16 protein-coding genes are annotated in these 24,294 nt (G+C 48.2%); all 16 read left to right on the top strand.

Going from position 1 to position 24,294, the window contains the following annotated elements; translation table 11 throughout:
- Positions 1 to 174 precede the first annotated feature (174 nt).
- The 16 genes from FBF61_RS29575 to FBF61_RS29500 all read left to right on the top strand — a co-directional run bounded on the left by FBF61_RS29575 (position 175) and on the right by FBF61_RS29500 (position 24,104).
- Positions 175 to 3,321, top strand: a complete 3,147-nt coding sequence (locus FBF61_RS29575; protein ID WP_166444644.1) for a SusC/RagA family TonB-linked outer membrane protein — start codon at positions 175 to 177, stop codon at positions 3,319 to 3,321.
- Between the two features lie 27 nt (positions 3,322 to 3,348).
- Entirely contained in the window at positions 3,349 to 5,262 is a 1,914-nt protein-coding gene (locus tag FBF61_RS29570; protein WP_138484355.1) for a RagB/SusD family nutrient uptake outer membrane protein, read from the top strand.
- Positions 5,263 to 5,305: 43 nt separating this feature from the next.
- Positions 5,306 to 5,998: a DUF3823 domain-containing protein gene (locus tag FBF61_RS29565; RefSeq protein ID WP_166444643.1), complete on the top strand. Its 693-nt coding sequence runs from the start codon at positions 5,306 to 5,308 to the stop codon at positions 5,996 to 5,998.
- Between the two features lie 25 nt (positions 5,999 to 6,023).
- Complete coding sequence (locus tag FBF61_RS29560) at positions 6,024 to 7,052, top strand: Gfo/Idh/MocA family protein (RefSeq protein WP_138484351.1); 1,029 nt, start codon at positions 6,024 to 6,026, stop codon at positions 7,050 to 7,052.
- 15 nt (positions 7,053 to 7,067) lie between these two features.
- Positions 7,068 to 8,321, top strand: coding sequence for a ribulose-bisphosphate carboxylase large subunit family protein (locus tag FBF61_RS29555; protein WP_138484337.1), 1,254 nt, complete (start codon positions 7,068 to 7,070; stop codon positions 8,319 to 8,321).
- Positions 8,314 to 9,690: a four-carbon acid sugar kinase family protein gene (locus FBF61_RS29550; RefSeq protein ID WP_138484335.1), complete on the top strand. Its 1,377-nt coding sequence runs from the start codon at positions 8,314 to 8,316 to the stop codon at positions 9,688 to 9,690. Before FBF61_RS29555 ends, FBF61_RS29550 begins: the two co-directional genes overlap by 8 nt.
- 11 nt (positions 9,691 to 9,701) lie before the next feature.
- Complete coding sequence (locus tag FBF61_RS29545) at positions 9,702 to 11,246, top strand: sugar ABC transporter ATP-binding protein (RefSeq protein WP_138484333.1); 1,545 nt, start codon at positions 9,702 to 9,704, stop codon at positions 11,244 to 11,246.
- A 9-nt stretch (positions 11,247 to 11,255) separates the two neighbouring features.
- The gene (locus tag FBF61_RS29540; protein WP_138484331.1) at positions 11,256 to 12,233 is read left to right on the top strand and encodes an ABC transporter permease; all 978 of its coding nucleotides are present in this window, start codon (positions 11,256 to 11,258) and stop codon (positions 12,231 to 12,233) included.
- Positions 12,234 to 12,237: 4 nt separating this feature from the next.
- Positions 12,238 to 13,251 carry a substrate-binding domain-containing protein gene (locus FBF61_RS29535; RefSeq protein WP_138484329.1) on the top strand — a complete coding sequence of 338 codons (1,014 nt, stop codon included), beginning with the start codon at positions 12,238 to 12,240 and terminating at the stop codon, positions 13,249 to 13,251.
- A gap of 17 nt (positions 13,252 to 13,268) precedes the next feature.
- Positions 13,269 to 14,093: a phosphogluconate dehydrogenase C-terminal domain-containing protein gene (locus tag FBF61_RS29530; RefSeq protein WP_138484327.1), complete on the top strand. Its 825-nt coding sequence runs from the start codon at positions 13,269 to 13,271 to the stop codon at positions 14,091 to 14,093.
- Positions 14,094 to 16,025 carry a D-apionate lactonase family protein gene (locus tag FBF61_RS29525; protein ID WP_138484325.1) on the top strand — a complete coding sequence of 644 codons (1,932 nt, stop codon included), beginning with the start codon at positions 14,094 to 14,096 and terminating at the stop codon, positions 16,023 to 16,025. It abuts the gene before it with no gap.
- A 157-nt stretch (positions 16,026 to 16,182) separates the two neighbouring features.
- Positions 16,183 to 18,822, top strand: a complete 2,640-nt coding sequence (locus FBF61_RS29520; protein WP_138484323.1) for a Kelch repeat-containing protein — start codon at positions 16,183 to 16,185, stop codon at positions 18,820 to 18,822.
- Positions 18,823 to 18,993: 171 nt separating this feature from the next.
- Positions 18,994 to 19,866 (top strand): 3-keto-disaccharide hydrolase, encoded by an 873-nt coding sequence (locus FBF61_RS29515; protein ID WP_138484320.1) that lies wholly within the window; start codon positions 18,994 to 18,996, stop codon positions 19,864 to 19,866.
- 30 nt (positions 19,867 to 19,896) lie between these two features.
- Positions 19,897 to 21,330, top strand: a complete 1,434-nt coding sequence (locus tag FBF61_RS29510) for a DUF1593 domain-containing protein (RefSeq protein ID WP_138484318.1) — start codon at positions 19,897 to 19,899, stop codon at positions 21,328 to 21,330.
- 38 nt (positions 21,331 to 21,368) lie between these two features.
- Positions 21,369 to 22,775 (top strand): glycoside hydrolase family 28 protein, encoded by a 1,407-nt coding sequence (locus FBF61_RS29505; RefSeq protein ID WP_166444642.1) that lies wholly within the window; start codon positions 21,369 to 21,371, stop codon positions 22,773 to 22,775.
- A gap of 6 nt (positions 22,776 to 22,781) precedes the next feature.
- Positions 22,782 to 24,104, top strand: a complete 1,323-nt coding sequence (locus tag FBF61_RS29500) for an alpha/beta hydrolase family protein (RefSeq protein WP_138484314.1) — start codon at positions 22,782 to 22,784, stop codon at positions 24,102 to 24,104.
- Positions 24,105 to 24,294 lie beyond the last annotated feature (190 nt).

The raw sequence follows: 24,294 nt of genomic DNA, 5'->3' as shown, positions 1-24,294 counted from the left end.
GCCCCAAAAGTATCCTTACACCGAAATTCTCGAACCTGAGAATGCATCAAAGTAACCCAATTTATCAGCTATGCATCCATACAACCTGCCTCCATGAACTGACAAGTTTTCGCAATGCCCTTATCCCAACTACTACTTATGATCCAAGATTTACTGACAGATCTTATGAAAAAAATGAGATACTTATTTTTAATTTTTGCCCTTTTTCCGTTGAGCTTGTTTGCCCAGCAAATCAGTATCAATGGCAAAGTGACCGACTCGGCCGACGGCAGCCCATTGCCGGGTGTGACGGTTGCGGTGATCTCGCCCGATGGCGAAAAACCGCTGACTGCAACGAACGGCGACGGAGAATTTTCAGTACTAGTGCCTGCAAACAGCACCGATCTGGTTTTCACGTCGCTTGGAATGGAAAATCTGACTGAAAAAATTTCCGGCCGAACCGTCATTAATGTCTCCATGAACGCTGGCGAAGGCAGCGCGCTCAATGAGATTGTCGTGGTAGGTTATGGAACCGCCACCAAACAGACATTGACCGGCGCCGTGAGCTCGATCCGGTCTCAGGAAATACAGACGGCGACCGTGACGAGCCTGGCGCAAAAACTGCAGGGAAAGATTGCCGGTTTGAACATCCGGCAGCAGTCGGGACAACCGGGCCAGTTTGATAACGCGATACAGGTCAGGGGTTTTGGTAACCCAATGTATGTGATCGACGGCATTATCCGTAACGATCCGGGCGCATTTCAAAGGATCAACCCGCAGGACATTGAAAGCGTAAGTGTGCTCAAAGATGCTTCCGCGGCGATCTATGGCATTGGTGCTGCCAATGGTGTGGTGATTGTGACCACCAAACAAGGTGTAAAAGGCAAAACAAGTTTCAGCTACAATGTCGTGACCGGTATTTCACAGCCGACCAACCGGGTAAAAGCCGCTACTTCCAAAGAATATGTGACCATGCTCAATGAGGCGGGGCTTTATTCCAATCCGGGCCGGGTAGCTGCGCCAAGTTTCTCCAAAGAGGAATATGACAAATGGCAACTGGGTACATCACCGGGTTACGAAGGTACCGACTGGTGGGACGTGGTGATGAAGGACTACTCTACCCAGATCCAGCACAATTTATCGGCAACCGGCGGATCGGACAAGATCACTTACTACTTGGGTATGGAATACCTGAAAGACAACGGGTTGCTGAGAAGTAATGACCTGGGTTACCAGCGCGTTAATGTGAGAAGCAATGTTACGGCGCAGCTTACCAATAGCCTGCGGGCGAGGGTGAACATCGCGGGACTTCTCGACAAAGGTTACCAGCCGGGAGAAAGTTTCACGCTCATTGCCAGAAACACGATCGTGACCCTGCCGACCCAGTATCCGTATGCCAATAATAATCCGCAATATCCCGGACTGACAAGTTTGGGAATAACGCCGTTTGCAGCTTCTGAAAAGGATCTTACCGGCTATAATGAAGACGAAAGCAGGAACCTGCAGACCAGCATGGAGTTGAAGTTCGATGTTCCTTTTGTAAAAAACCTGAGCCTGACGGGTACCGGTTCTTACGACATGAACAATTACCTGAACAAAAACCTGCGGAAAGGATTTTACGCGTATACCTTCGATTCGGCGACCGAAACCTACCGGCCGCAATTCCAGCGCCCGGATCAGAATATATTCAACCGCTCGGACGTCAACAACGTGTATATGTTGCGGCTGGCAGCTGATTACAATTTCACGATCGGCACGAAACATGATATCAAGGCAATGCTGGTGGCTGAGCAATACAAAGGCTGGGGCCGCAGCCTGAACGGCAGACGCTATTACGGTGAATTTTTTACCAATGACCAGATACGGTTTGGTAATGAGGCTAATCAGACGGTTTACGGGGACGAAAATGAGAATTCAAGGATCAGCTACATTGGCCGCCTGAACTACGATTACGCCCGCAAATATCTTCTGGACTTTGCATTCAACTACAACGGCTCCTACCGTTATCACCCCGATAACCGCTTCGGATTTTTCCCGACTGTATCTGCAGCCTGGCGGATCTCAGAGGAAAATTTCATTAAAGATCACGTCCCTGCGGTGAGCGATCTGAAACTGAGGGCTTCTTATGGAGTACTGGGTACAGATGCCGGAAATGCTTTCCAGTATATCCCGGGCTTTACGTTTGGCGGCAACTCATTCTGGGAATTTGTGAACGGGTCGCAGTCGAACGGGCTGGCGGCACCCGCACTGGCGAATAATTTCCTGACCTGGTCGACCAACCATACGGCCGACATTGGTATTGATGTAAGTTTATGGAACGGAAAACTGGACATTACGGCGGATGTGTACAACCGGGAACGCAAAGGCTTGCTCGGAACACGGGCCGTTTCGCTGCCGAATACTTTTGGTACGGATATCGCCCAGGAAAACCTCAACAGTGATCGCCAGACAGGTTTTGAATTAACGGTGGGCCACCGGAACAATATCAACGGTTTCAGGTACGGCATCACCGGAAACATGAATTACGCCCGCACAATGAGCCGCTATACCGAGCGCGCGCCGTTCCAGAGCCAGTACGACCGATGGCTCAACGACAATACCGACCGCTGGATGAACAGACAAACGGGCTACCAGACGGCGGGACAGTTTACGAGCTTCGAGCAGATCAACAATGCGCCGCTGCAGGGACAATTTTACAGCGTGCGTGAGCTGCCGGGAGATTACCGGTTCCAGGACATCAACAACGACGGGATCATTAACGCCGACGACTCGCGGGTACCTTATGCCAGGGGCTCATCACCATTGCTAAACTTCGGAACGACCATTAATCTTGGTTACAAAAACTTTGACCTGAACATTTTGTTTCAGGGAGCTGCCGGATACACGGTCCGTTACACGGAGACGCTTTCTGAGTGGTTCTGGTTTTCGGGTAGTACACCGGGATATTTTATGGACAGATGGCACCAGGCAGATCCATACAACCCCGATAGCCCCTGGATAGCAGGAGAATGGCCTGCCCCCCGCCCCAATGGTACTCAAACGATGCAGCTGCAATCCGAAAGTAACCTCTGGAGAAGGAACGCCTCGTATGTGCGACTGAAAAACGTGGAGCTGGGCTATACTTTCAAGGCGGCGCTGCTGCAAAAAATCGGCATCAAAAATGCCCGCGTATATGCCAATGGGTTTAACCTGATCACCTGGACTGCCGACCCGCTGATCAAATTTATGGATCCCGAAAAAACATCCGGCCAGCTGATGAGCAATGGAGAATACGCCACAACCGGCGGTAACAGTTATCCGTTGACGAAGAATTATAATGTCGGTGTAAGTCTCGGTTTTTAACCAAAAAACAGATCACAAATTATCAGTATGAAAAAAATTAATATATATAAATCGAGATTCGTGCTCGCGTTATCCCTGCTGCTTACGCTGGGCTGCAAAGACGTTCTGGACCTGGAACCACAGGATAAGCTGCCGATTGAAGCTGTATTCAGCGATCCGGCCGGGGTGAAACTGTACATGGCAAACCTGTACTACCAGATGCCCCTCGAAGATTTTAAATACGGAGAAGAAAGCTGGAACGGAAACACCAATGGAGGCCGGAACAGGGCCATGTACACCGATGAAGCCATGCATACCGAATGGATCGGCAACTATGGCGTAGGCAAAGACGGAGAAATGGCGCCCAATTACTGGGTACAGGGGTACCGTCTTATCAGAGAAGTAAACCTCCTGCTCGACGCCGTTCCGGGACTGGATATCGTGCAAACCGAGAAAGACAAACTGGTTGGAGAGGGCCTTTTCATCCGTGCTTATGCTTACTATGGGCTGGCTATGCGGTATGGCGGCGTTCCGTTGATCAAGAAGAGTCAGGAATTCGACTCAGGTAATGTAGGGGCACTGAAAGTGCCGCGCAGTACCGAAAAGGAAACATTTAAATTCATCCTGGCAGAACTCGATGCCGCCACCGCGACACTGCCCAGCAGCTGGGACGGCCAAAGGCGTGCTACAAAACTCGTTGCACAGGCATTGAAGTCAAGAGTAGGATTGTATGCCGGCTCGCTCGCCAAATACTGGCGCCTGGCACCATTGCAGGGTGAAGCTGTCCAGCAAAAGCTGATCGGCATGGACCCGGCGGATGCAAACGAGTTTTTTGCAGAGAGTATCAAGGCCTCGGAAACGGTGATCAACTCAGGCGCATTCTCTTTATACGCCCCAACTCCTGCAACGCCGGAAGAGGCCACAGAAAATTACATTAAGATGTTCCGCGACCCGAATATCGCCACTACCGAAGCGATATTCGTGAGAGGCTACACCATTGCAGGAAGAGGTCACAACTACGACCTGTGGTTCAGCCCGGCCCAGGCACGCGACGGATGGGCCCACCCCGGCCGTATGAACCCGACTATTGAGAGTGTGGATCTTTTTGAAGAATACACCCATCCCGGCGAAAGTGCCCCATTGAAAACCACCACGGCCGCAAATGATTTTGGGTTTGAAGGTTACAGCAGGACGAAATCATACCTGCATTTCCAGGACCCTACCGAGATCTTCAAAGACAAAGACGCGCGTTTGCATGCTTATATCGTGGTGCCCGGCAGTGTGATGAAGGGGAAAAAGATCGTGATCCAGGCCGGATTAATTGCACCCGACGGAACGCCAATGATCAAAACCGGCACCAATGTCACTGTAAACGGCGTGACCTATTATGCCTGGGGAGCGCCGACTGTTGAGGAATATTCAGGTTTCAATTCTACTTCCAGCGTTGCCAGCCGTAATACTAAAACCGGGTTCTTGCTGAGGAAGTTTTTGCAGGAAACCAGCACAGGACAGCAAAATGCTTCCACATCTGACTGGATGGACCTCAGATACGCTGAAATCCTGCTGAACTACGCCGAAGCAGTGGTGGAAAGTGGCCTGGGCGATCCGGTAAAAGCCGCGGCTGGTTTGAATGCCATCAGAAGACGCGCCGCTTTCACGACACCGGTCCCGTTGACACTGGCGAATGTGATCCGGGAAAGAAAAGTGGAGCTTTTATTCGAAAACAAAAGGGATGCAGATATGAAACGCAGGAGAGAACACCACGTTTATTTCAGCAACAGATATGCATTCTCCTTCATGCCTGTGCTGGACTTGAGGGTGACGCCGGCCAAGTACATTTTCGTCCGCGATCTGCTGCATGCTGCTGTGCCCAGAACTTTCCCGCTGCAATGGTATTACTACCAGATCCCAGGTGCGGCAGGCAATGGCGTGGTACAAAACCCGCCGCATCCTGCGGAGTAAAAAGGACCTTGATAAAGTGTTTGAAATCTTAATTTACAACAACATGAACAACATAAGATTCTTCCTATTGCTTATTATCGCGGGCATCATGTCATCATGCGAGGTGGACAATTACGAACCGCCAAGTGCCGAACTTCATGGGTCGTTTATTGACCAGGATACCAAAGAACCGGTGCCCAGCGCCATCGTAAACGGCACGCTGATCCAGCTGATCGAACAGGGCTGGGTAGAAAACCAGACGAACATTACCCAGACGCTGGTGGTTAGAAATGATGGAAGCTACCAGAATTCAATGGTATTTCCGGGCAAGTACAAAATAGCGGTCGTGAATGGTAATTTTCAGCCCATTGCGCCCATTGAACTGACTGAGATCAACGGCAGTACCAAGCTCGATTTCACAGTAAGGCCTTACCTGAGAGTAAAGGATGCCGCGATCGCGAAAAATGGCAGCAAAGTAACAGCGACTTTCAAAGTGGAAAAAACCGCAGCCGACAGTCTCGTGAATATTGGCCTGTTTTCCCACCCGAATATGTCCGTAAGTGCAAATGTGAGTGTGGTGAGCGCAACCCAGCCGGTCGCCACTGCAACAACCGCAGCCAAGGTGCATACCCTCGAAATTGATCTGTCAAATGCCAATTTTATAGCAGGCCGCACTTACCATTTCAGGATCGGTGCGTTGAGCAGTGCACCGGGAGCGGGTTACAATTATGGTCCAACCATCGCCATCACAAAGTAAGCTAATGGTCGGGCATGTTCAGAAAATGGAGAGCAGGAAATTAAGATTTGCGGTATTGGGATGTGGCTTTTGGTCAAGGTTTCAGATTGCGGCCTGGCGGGAGATCGATGGGGTCGAGCTGGTTGCGGTTTACAACAGGACCATCGATAAGGCGCGAAAGACCGCCGAAGAATTCAATGTGCCGGGATATTACAATGACATAAACAAATTATTCGAAAATGAAAAGATAGACTTTGTGGATATTATCACAGACGTGGACACCCATTTTCAATTTGTTCAAATGGCATTCAAAAGGCGGATAGCCGTCATTTGCCAAAAACCGCTGACCGCTGATCTGGCGAGTGCCCGGCAACTCGTTTCGGAGAGCAACGAAGCCAATATCCCTTTTTTTATCCACGAAAATTTCAGGTGGCAGGCACCGATTCAACGCTTAAAAAAAGCAATGGACACCAATGTTGTCGGAAAAATCTTCAAAGCGCGCGTTTCATTTTGCTCCGCATTTCCGGTTTTTGAGAATCAGCCTGCCTTAGCGATATCAGAGCGGTTTATTCTCATGGATATCGGTACGCACATTCTAGATGTAGTCAGATTTCTTTTCGGTGAAGCCAAAACTATATTTTGCCTTACAAAAACGGTGAACAGTAAAATCTGTGGCGAGGATGTGGCCAATGCGTTACTGGAAATGCATAGCGGCGTGCACTGCTACGCCGAAATGTCGTATGCCAGCGTCCTTGAAAAGGAAGTTTTCCCGCAGACGTTAGTACTGATCGAGGGGGAACACGGCTCAATAGAACTTGCAGCTGATTTTAATTTCAAAATAACAACCAGAGAACGAACTACCTGTGAAACGGTGACGCCTCGGTCTTATTCCTGGGCTGATCCGGCGTACGCGGTTTCACACTCGAGTATCGTGGATATCAACAGAAATTTCAGAGACGCTTTAATGTCCGGAGTTCAGGCCGCGACATCGGCCGCAGATAACTTAAAAACACTCCAGCTGGTATTTGCTGCATATGATTCTGCGGCATCGGGAGAAGTAATCAAATTGAAATAAAGGCAAGTACCAGACATGGACAAACAATTTATTCGCGCAAAATATCTGATAGAAACAAGGCATCCGCTCGAGGCAGCTGCCGGGATGATGGCGGGCGAACAATCGTGTGGAACTTTTGTAAGGGTGCCGGGCGAAACGGATGAATTAAGGGCACGGTTTTCGGCACGGGTCGATTCGATAACTGAACGTGAAACGGTTGACAAACCAGCTTTGTCCGGTGCCAAAGGCCCAAAATCAAAAGACGCTCCTATCCGCCGGGCGATCGTGGATCTGTCGTGGCCGTTTGAAAATGTGGGCGCCAATCTGCCCAATTTAATGGCTACCGTGGCTGGAAACCTTTATGAATTGAACCCGTTTTCAGGTCTCAAACTCCTGGATTTGGAGATTCCGGAAGCGTTCGGACAGAAATACCCCGGACCGCAGTTTGGCATTAGAGGCACACGAGAGTTGACGGGCGTATCTGACCGGCCGATCATTGGAACGATCATTAAACCCAGCGTTGGACTCACGCCGGAAGCAACAGCCGAACAAACCAAAACACTGATCGAAGCCGGTCTCGATTTCCTGAAAGACGATGAACTGATGGGTAACCCTCCTCACTCTCCATTTGAAAAACGCGTAGAAATGGTAATGAATGTGATCAATGCCGAAGCCGAAAAAACGGGCAGAAAAGCCATGTTCGCGTTCAATATCAGCGGTGACGTGGACGAGATGCTGTATATGCACGATATCGTTCTGGCCAGAGGCGGGACTTGCGTGATGGTCAGTATCAATCATGTGGGACTGTCGGGCATAGCGAAGTTGCGGACACACAGCCAGTTGCCGATTCACGGGCACCGTAATTTCTGGGGTGCAGTGAGCCGAAGCGAGGTGTTGGGGATCGACTTTCAGGCTTATCAGAAAATCTGGCGCCTGGCCGGTATTGATCATTTGCATACGAATGGCATCCGAAACAAGTTCTGCGAATCAGACGAATCGGTGATCAGATCCATTAAAGCGTGCCTGACACCCATGCTCGGCGGCTACGAGATCATGCCCGTCATTTCATCCGGTCAGTGGGCGGGGCAAGCCGTCGATACCTTCCAGGCAATCCGGACAACGGACGTCATGTATGTATGCGGCGGGGGTATTGTGGCGCATCCCGGCGGCATTGCTGCGGGTGTCAGAAGTGTGCAACAGGGCTGGGAAGCCGCCATGTCCGGAGAGTCGTTGACCAGCTATGCCGAGCGGCACATTGAATTGAAACAGGCGATCGAAGCTTATGGATAGAGAGATGTTACTGACCTTTTACGGCGACGATTTTACCGGGTCAACGGACGTGATGGAAGCTTTAACGCTGAACGGCATTCCATCCGCTTTGTTTTTAAATGCGCCATCTGTTGCAGAGGTCGAGGATTTTCGTTTAAAAAACAATTTTTATGCTGCCGATCGGCGGATCGCGGCGTTTGGCGTTGCAGGTATCAGCCGCACCATGAATGCGGATCAGATGCAGAAACAGCTGCCGCCCATTTTTGAAAAAATCAGTAAGGTTTCTTCGCGTTTTTTCCATTACAAGGTTTGCTCCACTTTCGACTCATCGCCGGACATCGGGAATATTGGCTTGGGGGTTGAAATAGCACTTCGGTATTTTCCTTCCAAATGGATCCCGCTGATCGTGGGCGCCCCGGCACTGAACCGGTTTTGTGTTTTCGGCAACCTCTTCGCGAGGGTAAATGACATTACCTACCGGCTGGACAGGCACCCGACGATGTCCCGGCACCCGATTACGCCCATGCTGGAAAGTGATTTAAAAGTCCATTTGGCTGCACAGACTGAAAGGGAGATTTCTCTGATGGATCTGCTGACATTACGGGCAAATGAACGTAGACAAACCGAAAAGCTTCAAAAATTTATGGATGCAGAAGGTGGCTATGTGCTGTTTGATGTATTGGAAGACCAGGATCTGGTGGCAGCGGGAAAGTTAATCAGTGATTTTGGTTCAAAAACAGGGCAATTAATCGTCGGCTCTTCCGGTGTTGAGCATGCGTTATGCCATTATTTGAAAAACGTCACTCATAACAGGAAAACAGAGGCATATCGACCGGAAAAAGCGAAACGGGTCATTGCCGTTACCGGCAGCTGCTCACCTACTACGCAGTTACAAATTGAATGGGCCCTTGCGGCAGGTTTTGAAGGAATACGTATCAATACCATGCTGCTGGCCGATGCAGACACACGCCAACATGAATTTGACAGGATCATTTCGATAGCCTCACAAGCACTTGATGCTGACAAACACCTTGTTATTTACACGGCGCTCGGGCCGGAAGACGAGGCGATCAGCATCACGAAAAATACATTAGGCCAACATTCAGCAGAAGCATCGATCGGGAAATTTCAGGGCGAGCTACTGGTAACATTGCTGCTGCTATATATCGGGACCAGGGTTATCGTGGCGGGCGGAGATACCTCCGGTCATGTGACGCGGGCACTGGACATTTATGCCCTGGAATTGCTCGCACCCGTCGCACCCGGTGCCCCACTTTGCCTGGCGCATTCACACAATCCGGCTTTTGACGGGATGGAAATCACATTAAAAGGCGGTCAGAATGGCGATGAAAAGTACTTCAACAAAATACTCAACGGTTTGGCATATTAAATTTCAGGTAAATGAGGGAAGAGAAAAACAAGCGTGAAGGACGCAAAATTAAGATAGGCATTGAAGGGATCAGCAAGGCGTTTCCCGGCGTGAAAGCTTTGTCGGATGTAAATCTTGACATTTACGAAGGCGAAGTACATGCGCTATGCGGTGAAAATGGAGCAGGAAAAAGTACGTTGATGAAGATACTGACCGGCAACTACCTGCCGGATCAGGGCCGCATTTTATTAAATGACAAGCCGGTCGTGATCCGCAATCAGGCCCATGCGCAGGAGCTGGGTATCTCCATTGTTTACCAGGAAAGAAGTCTCTCCGGAAACCTGACCGTGGCTGAAAACATTTTCACCAACCAGCAACCGCATAACAAATGGGGTTTTATCAATAAGAAAAAGCTTTGGGAACAGACTCGTTTATTACTGCAAACCCTTGATCTCGCTATCGAACCCAATGTGAAAGTGGCCGACCTGTCGTCCGGCTTGCAGCAAATGATTGAGATCGCAAAAGCCTTATCCCGGAACCCGGGCATTCTGATCCTCGACGAACCCACCGCCTCGATCACTGAATCGGAGACCATGGTTTTATTTAAAGTAATCCGGGAGCTGCAAAAAAAAGGTACTTCGGTTTTCTACATATCGCACCGGATGGAAGAGATATTCCAAATCGCCGACCGGATTTCCGTATTGAAAGACGGCTGTTATCAGGGAACATTTACCAAACAAGATACCAGCATCGACGAGATCATCCGCCTCATGGTCAGACGCGAACTGAAACAAGCCCGCTTTTTATCCCAGGCAAAAGATGAGGTTGTATTTGAAGCCAGGGAACTGACCGGAAAAGGTTTCTCTGACGTCAGTTTTCAGGTTTTCCGGGGCGAGATCCTGGCATTTGCCGGCCTGGTAGGTGCCGGGCGCACGGAGGTGGCTAGGGCAATTTTTGGGGCCGATCCGGCTTTTTTCGGCAGCATAAGTATGAACGGAAAAGACTTGAAGATCGGCAACCCTTCGCAGGCGATCAGGGCAGGGATCGGATACCTGCCGGAAGAAAGAAAAGAGCAGGGATTGTTCATGAATATGAGCATAGAATCCAATATAATAGCGGGTACGCTCGACGCGGCGGCGGTGCGCAGCTGGATCCATAACAGCAAGATTTCCAAAATCGCGCAGATTTATACAAACAAGCTGGGAATCAAATCTTCAACAGTAAAACAAAAAGTTAACGAGCTCAGCGGCGGCAACCAGCAAAAGGTTGTTCTGGCAAAATGGCTGTTACTAAATCCTTCCCTTTTGATTGTAGACGAGCCCACACACGGAGTTGACGTCGGGGCCAAAATGGAGATCTATCACATCCTCCACGAACTGGCAAAAGCCGGGACGACCATCATTCTTATTTCTTCCGAATTACCCGAAATACTTACCCTGAGCGACCGCATACTGGTGATGCGCAATGGTCGGATCGCAACGGAGCTCAACAAACGGGAAACCACCGAACAGGAAATACTTGCCTATGCATCAGGAATATACCAAAATACTAAAACTGAAAAGCTCCTAACCAACTAGCACAGAAATATGAAACGACTGCTACGTGACCGAGAGGTCTCCTTATCCTTGTCCATCGTTGCCATTTGTATCGTCGCCAGCGTTACCTGGCCCAATATCTTCCCAACTTTTGATAACATTTCCCAACTGCTCCTGAACCTTTCCATCGACTCCATCGTGGCAGTCGGAATGATGATATTGCTGATATCAGGCTCGTTTGATCTTTCGGTGGGTTCGGTGGTGGCATTTTGTGGCGGGCTTACTGCCTATCTTCTCTATTATCAGGGGATGTTTCCGCTGCCGGCGATTTTGATCGGCCTTGCGGCTGCCGGGCTAGTTGGATTACTCAACGGTTACCTGGTAGCAAAGGCTGGCATTAATCCAATGATCCAGACCCTGGCAATGATGGGGATCATCCGGGGCGCTGCTTTGATGATCAGCGGGTCGGGTATACAGAATTTACCTCCTGATTTCAATGTATTCGGCCAATCGAAATTCCTGGCTATCCAGTCGCCCGTCTGGATCATGTTTGTGGTGGTGCTGATTTTCCATTTGCTGGTTTCCCGAAACATTATGTTCAGGAAATACTACTACATCGGCGGAAATGAAAAAGCTGCTGTTCTCTCAGGTATTAATGTTAAAAAGCTTAAAATCATAGCTTTCGTCCTGACTTCCCTGCTCGCCGGGCTTGCGGGAATACTACTGGCTTCCAGACTTGGCGCAGCCCTCGGCACGTCCGGGCGGGGTATGGAGCTGCGGGTCATCACAGCGGTGATACTGGGCGGCGCAAGCTTATCCGGCGGGGAAGGAAAGGTGGTCGGTGCTTTACTTGGAACCGTTTTCATTGGTGTAGTGAGCAACATCATGATCATCGCCCGGGTGTCGGGCTACTGGCAGGATATTGTGCTCGGCATTATCCTGATCGCCGCCGTGGGGATGGATATTGCATTTAACAGACCTGCAGGAATATCTTTAAAAACCTATCTGAGAAATTTAACAATCAGCTGATTCTATGAAGTTTTCAATCAAGCATAGCCTGTCATTTTTTTATTTATTAATACTGATCCTGAACTTCCTAACGAGCTGCGACAGGAACCGTATTGTCGAAAAAGAGGCCAGGCAGGAAGAGTCGGCGGTGAACCCGGATGAAGAATATATCATGGTCACCACGGCTGTCAATTTTCCAATGTATGTAAACCATGATCAGGCTGCCTTCAAGCGGTGGGGCAAAAGACGCGGGATTAAAACCTCTATTCTGGGTCCGTCAGACTGGGACGTGGCGGCACAAATCGCTGTGATCGAACAAATTATCAGTACAAAACCAGCGGGGCTGCTCATCAATGGTACCGATCCCGGCATTGCCCAGGTAATCAATAAAGCAGTGGATGCAGGTATTCCGACGGTCGTATATGATTCGGATATTCCGGGCGGTAAACACCACGCTTTTCTGGGTACCGACTGGTATGAGATTGGCAAACTGCAGGGAGAAGCGATGGCGAAACTCCTGAACGGAAAAGGCAAAGTAGCCTACCTGGGGATTCTGGGTATGACCAATATGGAGCAGGGTTTCAAAGGGTTACAGGATGCTTTTGCCAAATATCCCGGAATACAGATCATCGGCCGGTACGACGACAAGGCCAATGTGGAAGAGGCCGCACATATCACGTCCGATCTGCTCGGAACACATCCCGACCTCGCTGGAATCTGCGGTTTTGATGCCATGAGTGGCCCTGGTATCGGTCTGGCTATTCGCGAAGCAAACAAAGCCGGAAAAGTAAAGGTGACGGCCGTCGACTGGGAACCGGAACACCTTCAGCTCGTAAAAGACGGGATCATACAGCATTTAGTAGGTCAAAAACGGGAGCTTTTCACCTGGTATGGCGCCCAATTTCTGTTCGATATGCGCCATACGGTCAATTCCCTCTCTATCGACGACATACAGGCCGGGGTTGTTGCTGTTCCACGCAAAGTGGACACCGGCTTAATTGAGATTAATCAGTCGAATGTCGCGCAGTTTTTAAAATAACCTGAGAAATCACTACAATGGAAAAAATAGTTTTGGTTGGTGCCGGCGGTAAAATGGGTGGTCGCATCACAGCAAATTTGAAAGGGTCAGACTATGAGATTACCTATCTCGAAGTGAGCCCGGCAGGCATTGAGAAGCTGGCAGCGCAGGATATCAGCGTATCCCGGGCGGAGGAGGTGCTGCCTTATGCCGATATTGTCATTCTCGCGGTTCCCGACATTTATATCAAAAAAGTGGCTTCAGATGTAGTTCCGCTACTTAAACCGGGGGCTATGGCCGTGTGTCTGGACCCCGCTGCACCGCTTGCAGGTTCACTCCCCGAACGTGAGGATGTCAGCTATTTCGCCGCACACCCGGCTCACCCGTCTATCTTCAATTACGAAGCGACGCCCGCGGATCATTTCGATTATTTTGGTGGTATCACGGCCAAGCAAGCCATTGTATGCGCGCTCATTCAGGGGCCGGAGGCGGATTATGAACGCGGCGAAACGCTGGCTAAAAAGATGTATGCGCCAGTTTTCAGGTCGCATCGGATCACGATCGAACAAATGGGGCTGCTGGAACCGGCACTTTCCGAGACTTTCACAGCGTGCTGCCTCGCGATCATGAAAGAAGGACTCGACGAAGTGATTAAAAAAGGAGTGCCAAAAGACGCAGCTCGCGACTTCTTTTTAGGGCACATGAATATCCTCGCAGCCGTACTTTTCGAGGAAATCCAGGGCGTATTTTCTGATGCCTGCAACAAAGCCATTGAAATAGGTAAGCCCATGATATTCAAGGACGACTGGAAAAAAGTATTTGATCCGGAATGTGTAAAAGCGCAGATTAAAGCTATTACATAAATGCAAACTCCTTCAATTTTATCCGAGAACACATTGCTTTATGGTACCGATGCACCGCTGCCCGCGCAGCGGCTGCTGGTAGCGGGTCCGATGACGGTTACGTACGAAAACGGCGCTTTGCGTTACCTGCGTATCGGCGGCACGGAAGCTGTCAGAATGATCTATTCGGCAGTCCGTGATCAGAACTGGGATATCATTGAGCCGGAAATCCGGGAAGAATTGATTGAAGAAAGGGAGGATTCTTTTTCGGTCAAATTAAAGGTTGCATACGAAAAAGGGAACATTCATTTTCTTGCCGACTATGTGATAACAGGCACAGCTGATGGTAGTATCCGTTTTGCAATGGACGGGGAATGTATGTCGGCCTTCCTGAAAAACAGAATTGGTTTTTGCGTTTTACACCCCATTGCAAGCTGCGCGGGTAAGATGTGCACGATTACCGAACCAGACGGGGAGACAAAGCAGCTGGAATTTCCATCGCTGATCAGCCCGCGTCAGCCATTTACAAACATCAAAACCATGTCCTGGTCGCCGGAAGAAGGATTGACTGCCAGCCTGAAATTCGACGGCGATATATTTGAAACGGAAGACCAGCGTAACTGGACAGACGCTTCATATAAAACCTATTGCACGCCGCTGGAAAAACCATTTCCGGTGAATGTGGTGGCTGGGCAAAAGTTCAGACAGATTATTGATTTTGAAATAACAGGAAAAATTGAAATATCAGACGCACGGCAGGACATTTACAGACTGTTTATCAACCACGACCAGACTACGCCTCTGCCGGAAATCGGTGTAGGAGGATCTTTGGATATCCCGGATTTATTGGACAAAGATATCCTGGAAATCAGATCATTGAATTTCAAACATTATCGGATTGATGTAAAACTGGCTCACGACGACTGGGAGAAAAGGCTGCGAATTTCACTTTCAACTGCTTCGACATTTAGCATTCCCCTTTTCATTGCATTGCATACAGGCGGTGTTGAGAATGAATACTTTTCAAAATTTACCGATCTTGTCCAAACTTCGGGATGCAAGGTAAGTGCGATTTTGCTTCTTCAAGCCGGTTCTAAAACAACGCCGGCGGAAGTGATAATTCGATGGTATCCAATGCTGAAAAGGACATTCCCACAAGCTAAAATCGGTGCAGGCACAGACGCTTACTTTGCCGAACTGAACCGCGCACCGGTTAACACCGAAAACCTTGATTTTGTAAGTTTCAGCATTAATCCGCAGGTACATGCTTTCGATCATCAATCATTGATTGAAAGCATTGATGCTCAGACGGATACTATCAAATCAGCAAAGGCGATTTTTCCCGGTAAACTTGTGGCCGTGTCGCCTGTTACCTTAAAACCAAGGTTTAATCCGAATGCCATTGAAACAGGTGGTTCCATTGAAAATCAGCCCGGTACCGATCCCAGACAAGCATCGCTTTTTGCGGTAGGCTGGACCCTGGGAAGTATTAATGCCCTGGCAGAGGCGGATTATATCACTTATTACCAAGCCACCGGCCCATGCGGATTTATACATTCTGAAAATGCCCCGCAAACGTCGAGCCTTCCGTTTCCGTCGGGATATTGTTTTCCAATGCTAATGATATTCAAGCTTTTGGCGCAATTAAAAGGAAATATCCAAGTTAAAAAGGTTACCAACAACAACCCACTTTCATTTTCAGCGCTGGTAGTCGGTGATGAAAGCGAAGAAATAATGTTGATCGCGAGTCACAAAAATGTGTCCATTATAATTGAAGTAAGTCCGGTCAATGATAAATCGTCCTGTAAATATTTGAATGCCAATATGCTCCGGCATTTGGACTGGCCGGATAGATTTGAGAACGCGTCGGCTATTGCGTTGAGCATCACGGACAATACAACTTCTGTAACGCTCGATCCGCTGGCACTGGTTTTGATCAAAAGAGCAAAGTAAGGCTTGTTACAAGAAAAGAAAGACAACCGGGAAGCGCTTAATTATTGTTTTTAGACTCAAATCAAGTATTACAATGCAAAAAAGCGCTTTTTCTTCATGTTGGGTCTCTATTTTACAAGTCTTCGGCAGGTACCCGATTTAATTCTGCAGCGCATTTATGAGGTCAAGGTATTCGGGATTTTTAATGGCGCTTTGGTTTATCTTGCTTTTCGGCGGGCGTGACGGCCATGCCCAATCTTACGGTCTCGGTTTTGCCAGTCACGATGTAGTTTCCGATCACCGCACCGGACTAATTTTGGGAAACGAAAAGGAATTTTGTTTCGACAAAAGCTTCGAACTTTCTTTCCAGCTTTCCTTCCTGGCTAATCAAAATGACTATTTCGGATATATTTTCAGGATAGTCGACAAGGAGAACGCGAACCTCGATTTTTTGTATGAAAAAGATGCCGTGGATCATTTCAAGATTATCCTCGGAAACAAGTTTTCCAGGATCGCCTTCAATCTCAGCCGTGACAGCCTGTATAATTCCTGGACAAAATTCAGTATCAAATTCAATGTTGACCAACAGAATATTACATTCCGGGTCAATGAAAAAGTGTACACGGAACCTCTGAAAGTGAAGCCCGGCAGTTGTTTTAAAGTGTTTTTTGGCGCGAACGATTACGGTGTTTTTAAAGCCAAGGACATTCCGCCAATGAAACTGCGGGACATTAATGTTTACAAGGATTCCAGGCTGAAATATACCTGGAAACTCGACGAAAAAGAGGGCAAGGTTGCGCACGAAAGTATTGCCGGAAATGACGGCACTGCCACCAATCCCATCTGGACCAAAAAATTGCATAGCGAATGGGAACTGCTCCGGACTGTCAAAGCGGGCGGCGCTGCCAGCGTGGCTTTCAACGATCAGAGGGAAGAGCTTTACATCGTTTCGCGCGATACGCTGATCACCTATAAAGTGCCTACACGCGAGCTGAACCGCATTGCCTATGCATCCGGCACGCATTTGCTGCACCGTGGCAATCAGTCCATATACCTGCCCGATCAGCAGCGGCTGTTCAATTATTACATTGATCAGAACCGGGTTACTAACTTCAATTTTCTGGACAATAGCTGGAACAGCAATTATAAATCCGATACGATCACTGATTACTGGCATGCTAATAAATTTTATTCCCCGCTCGATTCGTCGCTATATATTTTGGGCGGCTACGGGCATTACCGGTACAAAAACCGCATTCAGAAGTATCATATCGCATCTAAAAGCTGGACTGATATTGCGCCGGGCGGCGAAACGTTCATACCGCGCTACCTATTTGCGGTAGGCGGAGTTAAAAACGGCGCGTACATACTTGGAGGCCACGGCAGCGAAACGGGCCAGCAGCTTTTGAGTCCGAAAAGCCTGTACGATCTGCTTTATTTCGATGCGAAAACGCAGCAGATCAAAAAGCTTTTCGAGTTGAAGACAGCGGGAGAAGAATTTGTTTTTGCCGCCTCCATGATCGTAGACGAAGCGACAAATACCTATTATGCACTGACATTTCCACACTATAAATTCAATTCGAGCTTACAGTTGATCAGAGGATCATTGGACAAACCCGAGTTTGAAAAACTGGGCAACACCGTACCCTATCTTTTTCATGATATCCGCTCCTTTTCCGATCTGTTTTACAGTCCGGCCAGCAAGCAGTTTATTGCGGTCACTTTGCTGCGGACCGAGGATAATCAGACAGAGGTAAATATTTATTCCATCAACAATCCACCCCACCCGCAAACGGAAGACAATGTAGCCGGCACTGGTGCATTTTTTGAGAATTACCTGATCTATGTTTTAGGAGGGATCGTAGTACTGCTTGGTGTATTTTTGATTTTCAGGAAAAGGAGGAGAAAAAGTAGCCCGGTACCCACACAAGGGAGCGAACTTTTTGCCCCATTCACTGCCATTATAGTTCAGGATCAGCAAGTTAATGAGGACTTACCTGTCATCGAGACGAGCGATGAACGCGTAGTTCCGATGATAGAAAGCCCAGTTATCCGGGAGGAACCGGCCGAGCAGGTGAGAAGCAGTATTTTCACATTTGGCGATATGCAGCTTTTTAATGATGAATCGGAAGAGCTGACCAAATATTTTACGCCCCTCATTAAGGAGCTCTACCTCGTGATATTGCTGTATACGATCCGCTGGGGCCGCGGAATCAGTTCCGAAAAATTGAAAGAATTGCTCTGGAATGACAAGAGCACGCAAAGGGCGAGAAACAACCGGTCCGTGAATATGGGCAAGCTGAAAAGCATTCTTGACAAAATGGAGCATTGCCAAATCGTAAAGGAAACGGGCTATTGGAAAGTAGCGATCGATTTCGACAAAATTTATGTCGATTACCACGATTATTTGAGCATTGTGAAGGACAAAAGCCGGATTGACAAGCAAAAAATAATAGCGCTCAGCAAGATCACCCAGCGCGGTGGATTTCTCTCGAATGTGGATTATGAATGGCTGGACACAATGAAGGAGGAGGTTTCGAATGACATCATCAATACCTACCATTTTTTCGCAAACTCCATTAAAGTATCCGACGATCCTGAATTTCTGATCCAGGTCGCAAACTATATATTCTATTTCGACACGGTAAATGAGGACGCCATGAGCCTGAAATGCCGGGCGCTGTCCTATTTGGGCAAACATTCGATGGCAAAAAGCACTTACGAGAACTTTTGCAAGGAGTACCGGCTGATTTACGATCTGGAATTTAAGCGGGATTTTCACTCGGTATTGGTAAACACATCACTGGCAGAGAGTTAATGTTGGTCATAAACTCTGAATATTGTTAAAATAAATCAACCTTTCTTCCTAAATAACCGAATATTAACTTCTTTTTAACGCTTCGCGGTTTAATTTACGGTTAAGCAACCTGGCAATGCGCTCAATGAAAGGGGGCGGCGGGACCAGCGCTATCAAACCAATTAAACCTTTATGAAAATAAAAATCTGCACCCTTGCGGTCATTGTAACATTACTTTCCACATCCTTTAAAGCTGATGATGGCTGGACAGCTCTTTTGGACCAAAAACTAAGTAAATGGGAAATGTACCTGAGCTTCCGGCACCAGCCCGGCTACAACGGACAGCCGCCGAAAAACGCGAAGGGCGAGCTTGTACAACCAGTTGGTTTTAACAAGAATGAAGGCAATGTGTTTTCGATGATCCAAGAAAATGGCAAGCCGGTTCTGAAAATAACCGGTGAGATATACGGTTGCCTGTATACGAAGCAGGATTTCGAGAATTATCACTTAAAACTCATGGTAAAGTTCGGCACTAAAAAGTGGCCGCCGCGACTAGACGAACCGATGGACTCGGGATTGCTTTATCACTCGGTTGGCAAGCCCGGCGTGGACTATTGGCGGTCCTGGATGCTGGCGCACGAATTTCAGATCATGGAAGGCGGATTTGGGGATTACTGGTGTGTATCGCAAACGGGCGCGTACATTAAAATGTACAATCCGGAGTCGCGTCGTGATATGGGGATTTACAGTATCGATGGCCAGGAAACACGGATGGGCTCGGGCGGAAATCGCACTGGATTTGTGCGGCACAATGAAAACATGGAAAAGCCGGGTGAATGGAACAGCGTCGAGCTCATTTGTTTCGGTGATAAAAGCATTCACATCGTCAACGGGAAAGTGGTTATGGCGGTCGGAAAGTCGTATTATAAAGATGGGGACGCATTTAAGCCGCTGACGAAAGGCAAGATCCAGCTTCAATGTGAGGCTGCGGAGGTTTATTATAAAGATGTTTTTATCAAAAACCTAGGCCGTGTACCCGCGCAATACGCGCAATATTTTAACTAAAAACCACCTGAAACAGTACTGATTTTCACGATGAAAGCAAAAAACATCTTTATACTATTATTCCTTTTCCAGCACAGCTTATTCGCCCAGGACAAACCGGGCTCGCTTCCTTCCGAGCCAGACCAAATACCGGTTAAAAGCCGTGTCTTTGTATTGACAGACATTTCTAATGAGCCTGACGATGAGGAATCTATGGTCCGTTTTCTGGTGTATGCCAATCAATTCGATGTGGAAGGTCTGGTCGCCACCACATCCATGTATTTGAAAAATGAAACCAGGGAAGACCTGATCCGCAGGCAGATTGCTGCTTACGGGGAAGTAAGAAAAAATCTCAGCATTCACGAACCTGGTTTTCCGGAAAAAGAACAATTGCTGGAAGTGACTGCCTCTGGTCAGCCAGGGTTTGGCATGTCGGCAGTGGGAAAAGGAAAAGCGACCGCAGGGTCGCGGCTTTTGGAAAAAGCATTGACCAAACAAGATGGCAGGCCACTTTGGGTGTGCGCCTGGGGCGGAGTGAACACGCTGGCGCAGGCATTATCCGACCTGAAAGACAGCAATTCGGAAGCAGCATTCAGCAAAATTACTTCCAGGATAAGACTTTATGCGATCACCGATCAGGACGATGCGGGCGTATGGCTGCGAAAAGAATTTCCTGCCCTTTTTTACATTGTTTCACCTGCTATCGATCACCACGAATATTACAAAGGAACCTGGACCGGGATCAGTGGTGACAAACGTTATGGAAATGCACCTTACTACAAATTTGAGCTGGTTGAAAATGCATGGTTAAAGAAACACGTGATCAAAAACCACGGCCCGCTGGGCGCTTTATATCCGCCGCATTTATACATCATGGAAGGTGATACGCCTTCGTTTTTGGGATTGATCAACAATGGATTGGGCTGGGCAGCGAGCCCGTCGTATGGCGGCTGGGGCGGCAGGTATTCCCTCTATCGTTCCTATGCAGAAACACGTCCGATATGGACCAACAACGAACATAGTCGCGATAAGGTAACCCTCGAAAACGGGCGGATTGAAATCAGTGATCCGGCCACTATCTGGCGTTGGCGCGAACATTATCAGAACGATTTCGCCGCACGTATGGACTGGTGTGTTACCGGTGTTTTTTCCAAAGCCAACCATAATCCGGTAGCTGTTCTGAACAAGGATCAATCGAAGGAAGTGATTCGTATTACTGCTAAAAGCGGTGAAACGGTAACATTATCCGCAGATGGTTCCAAAGACCCTGACAACAATAAAATTGACATGAACTGGCTGGTTTACAAGGAAGCCGGCACGTACGACGGCGAAATTAACCTGAGCAGCACATCCGGAAAAACGGTGACATTTACTGCGCCACAGGTAAAAAAGCCCGCAAGCATTCACATTGTTTTACAGCTCAAAGACGATGGTGTACCGAGTCTGGTTTCTTACCGAAGAGCGGTGATCCAGGTTGCTCCTTGATGATTTTGAATTAACTTATTGATATTAATATGATAAAAATGAAAAGTCTGTTTTCCTTATCCATATTACTGTTTTGCCTCTCCGCGAACGTTTTTGCCCAATCAAGTCCAGCAGAGAGAATCTTTAATGTGCGTGATTTTGGTGCCACGGGCGATGGAAAAACACTGGATACCGAAGCAATCAACAAAGCAATTGTTACTTGCGCAGAGTCGGGCGGCGGGCGTGTGGTGGTGCCGGAAGGAAATTATTTAACCGGAACGATCCTTCTCAAAAGCAACATTACCCTCTATCTGGAAGAAAACGCCACGATCGTCGGAACGCTGGATATTAAGCAATACAAGGGTTTTCTTGACAATAAGGACCACAAAATCGTAAGTAAGCTAAACCTGCCGCAAAATCGGATGGGATACATCTGGCACCGTGCGCTGGTATTGCTCGACAGCGTGCAAAATGTGACCATCACCGGAAAAGGTACCATCGACGGATCATCTTCTACCGACCCGGAGGGGGAAGAAAAGATACGCGGCCCGCACGGCATTCTGATCGGCCAGAGCAAAAATGTGACCATAACAGACATCCGAATTGCACGGGCAGGAAACTACAATGTCATGTGCGAATATGTGGAGAATGTCAAGTTCAGTAACCTGAGCATATTGGAAGGCTACGACGGGATCCACGTCCGGGGCGGCAAAGATATGATCATTGAACATTGTAAAATTTACAGTCGCGACGATGCCATTGCAGGGGGATACTGGGAAAATATGCTAATCAAAAACTGCCTTCTGAACAGTTCCTGCAATGGTTTAAGGCTGATAATGCCTGCAACCAATCTCGAAATGAAAGATTGCGAAATATGGGGGCCGGGGATTTTCGGGCATCGCCGGGGAAAGCCAGTAAATCCGTTTGTTACCAAAAGTCTGGCCGCATTTAACATTCAACCCGGAGCCTGGGGCGCCACGCAGGGCACGCTGAAAGATATTTACATTCATGATATCCGTATACGGGACTTGAACACGGCTTTCATGTTCAATCTGTTCGAAGGCAATACCGGCACATCGATACGCGTGGAAAGGGTGAGGGCGACGGGTATTATTGGCACCGCATCGTCCGTGGAGGCGTGGCCCGATGGCAGCGTTTATCATCAGATCACATTTAAAGATGTGTCGATCGAACATATCGGAAGTACTGATCTGGCAAATAAGGATATCAAACTGCGCCCTCCCGGCAATGAGGCGCGGGTTACGCCTTCCTGGGGATGGTACATTCGCAATGTGAAAAATATCGGGTTTGAAAATGTGACGATGACATTCATTGGAAGAGAGGTTCGGCCGATGATGCTTGTTGAGAAAACGGATTACATCAATTTTAAAAATGTCAATTATACCAAAGTCCCCGAAATTGAGCAGATCAAGGTGATTGGCAAAACCAGTATTACAGGAAAGTAAAGTCTTATGATTGATTTAAAACAACTAAAAATGGTGCGCGCCCTGACTGCCAAAATGTTAAGATTCGTGATGATAATGTTGCTGACAAGTATGTCAGGCCAATATCTCGCAGCCCAAAATAATGAAACAGATCCGTTTGCAGCCTATCTGAAAAGCATACCTCCGATTCTCAAAACAATCTCATCGGATACGGTCGGATCTGATCAATCAGCTATTGTTACGCGAAAAATGCTGATCGGTTCCAGGGATCAAACCAATTCGCTATATGCAATTATATCGGGTCCGGCTGGGCAGGGAACATATCCGGCTATCCTTATACTACATGGCGGCGGCGGAAACGGGCAGGGGTTGCAGCCATTGGTCGAATCTTACGCGAAACGCGGCTATGTTGCTCTTACCCTCGATATTCCAGGTATCTGCGGACTGGATAACACACCCCGATCCACCGGTCCGTGGAAATCAAAACCCTGGGGAGAAGCGCCCCGGTTCGACGTCTCTGCTGATCCCAAAAACAGTACCTTGGCAGATGCCGGGATTGCGGGTCTGGAAGCTTTTAATCTGCTTGCGTCACAACCGCAAGTGGACAAGAGCAGGATCGGCATTACTGGGTTTTCGTGGGGCGGCTATGCTACTACCCTGCTTGCGGGGCTATTGGGAGATCGCGTAAAGGCGGCTTACTCGGTCTGGGGATCGGGGTTTTATGAAAAAGGCTCGTTCTGGCAACAGATCATTGCCGATCTCCCAGAAAAAGACAGGGAGATCTGGCTCGCTACATTCGACGCCGGCAGGCGGGCGCAACACATCAAAGCTTCCTATTTTGTAGAAGCTGCTGCCAACGATACTTACTTCTGGCCGGACGCCGTCGGCGCCACGCTGGACGCGATTCCCGGTGATAAGGGTCACGTCTGGGGCCCGAACATCAACCATAAACGCATTCCGCAGGGGGAAAAAATGCAGGAAGTATTTTTTGATTATCACCTGAAAAAGGAAGGAAAAGCATTTGGCAACGTAAACATTCCCGCAGTCAAAGACAATAGCGACGGCAGCAAAACTATAACCGTTAAGGTGAAAATTCCCGCCGGCATCGTCGCAGATACGGTAAAGCTTTATTACAGCAAAACGGGTAAGGACTGGATTTCAAGAAAATGGCTCTCCATTGATGGAAATCCGGGCAAACGGAATCGCTATAGTTTTCAAATCCCTTCGAATATCGCAGCTAAAAAAACAGATTATTTCATCTATGTTGCCGATTCGCGAGGCGTGAAAATATCGGGCGAAATGTATTCTACCTGGAGTAAGGTAACCTCGTACATTCTGATCCCTAATTAGTAGCATATGCACTTTCCTTAATGGTTTTAAAATTTAGCGTTAAGATTTCCATTGCTTGAATAAGAGGTTCTCGTTACAAATGGACGAAAAATAGCGGTTTGAAATTATTCATTGCTCTTAGCCAAATAATTATGCAAAGCATTGTTCATAAATAAGTCCAGATCGGATGCATTCTGGGATAACAACGTTT

This window comes from Dyadobacter bucti (assembly GCF_005869225.1).
GTDB classification, from domain to species: Bacteria; Bacteroidota; Bacteroidia; order Cytophagales; family Spirosomataceae; genus Dyadobacter; species Dyadobacter bucti.
The sequence above is the reverse complement of the archived record's forward strand: the minus strand, read 5'-3'. Positions and strand labels throughout refer to the sequence as shown.

What these genes read in the sequence shown, in the direction of transcription:
- FBF61_RS29550 (WP_138484335.1), top strand. Translation starts at nt 8,314, where the DNA reads ATGGATAGAGAGATGTTACTGACCTTTTACGGCGACGATTTTACCGGG.
- FBF61_RS29560 (WP_138484351.1), top strand. Translation starts at nt 6,024, where the DNA reads ATGGAGAGCAGGAAATTAAGATTTGCGGTATTGGGATGTGGCTTTTGG.
- FBF61_RS29570 (WP_138484355.1), top strand. Translation starts at nt 3,349, where the DNA reads ATGAAAAAAATTAATATATATAAATCGAGATTCGTGCTCGCGTTATCC.
- FBF61_RS29505 (WP_166444642.1), top strand. Translation starts at nt 21,369, where the DNA reads ATGAAAAGTCTGTTTTCCTTATCCATATTACTGTTTTGCCTCTCCGCG.
- FBF61_RS29575 (WP_166444644.1), top strand. Translation starts at nt 175, where the DNA reads ATGAGATACTTATTTTTAATTTTTGCCCTTTTTCCGTTGAGCTTGTTT.
- FBF61_RS29500 (WP_138484314.1), top strand. Translation starts at nt 22,782, where the DNA reads ATGATTGATTTAAAACAACTAAAAATGGTGCGCGCCCTGACTGCCAAA.
- FBF61_RS29525 (WP_138484325.1), top strand. Translation starts at nt 14,094, where the DNA reads ATGCAAACTCCTTCAATTTTATCCGAGAACACATTGCTTTATGGTACC.
- FBF61_RS29540 (WP_138484331.1), top strand. Translation starts at nt 11,256, where the DNA reads ATGAAACGACTGCTACGTGACCGAGAGGTCTCCTTATCCTTGTCCATC.
- FBF61_RS29520 (WP_138484323.1), top strand. Translation starts at nt 16,183, where the DNA reads ATGAGGTCAAGGTATTCGGGATTTTTAATGGCGCTTTGGTTTATCTTG.
- FBF61_RS29565 (WP_166444643.1), top strand. Translation starts at nt 5,306, where the DNA reads ATGAACAACATAAGATTCTTCCTATTGCTTATTATCGCGGGCATCATG.
- FBF61_RS29545 (WP_138484333.1), top strand. Translation starts at nt 9,702, where the DNA reads ATGAGGGAAGAGAAAAACAAGCGTGAAGGACGCAAAATTAAGATAGGC.
- FBF61_RS29555 (WP_138484337.1), top strand. Translation starts at nt 7,068, where the DNA reads ATGGACAAACAATTTATTCGCGCAAAATATCTGATAGAAACAAGGCAT.
- FBF61_RS29515 (WP_138484320.1), top strand. Translation starts at nt 18,994, where the DNA reads ATGAAAATAAAAATCTGCACCCTTGCGGTCATTGTAACATTACTTTCC.
- FBF61_RS29535 (WP_138484329.1), top strand. Translation starts at nt 12,238, where the DNA reads ATGAAGTTTTCAATCAAGCATAGCCTGTCATTTTTTTATTTATTAATA.
- FBF61_RS29510 (WP_138484318.1), top strand. Translation starts at nt 19,897, where the DNA reads ATGAAAGCAAAAAACATCTTTATACTATTATTCCTTTTCCAGCACAGC.
- FBF61_RS29530 (WP_138484327.1), top strand. Translation starts at nt 13,269, where the DNA reads ATGGAAAAAATAGTTTTGGTTGGTGCCGGCGGTAAAATGGGTGGTCGC.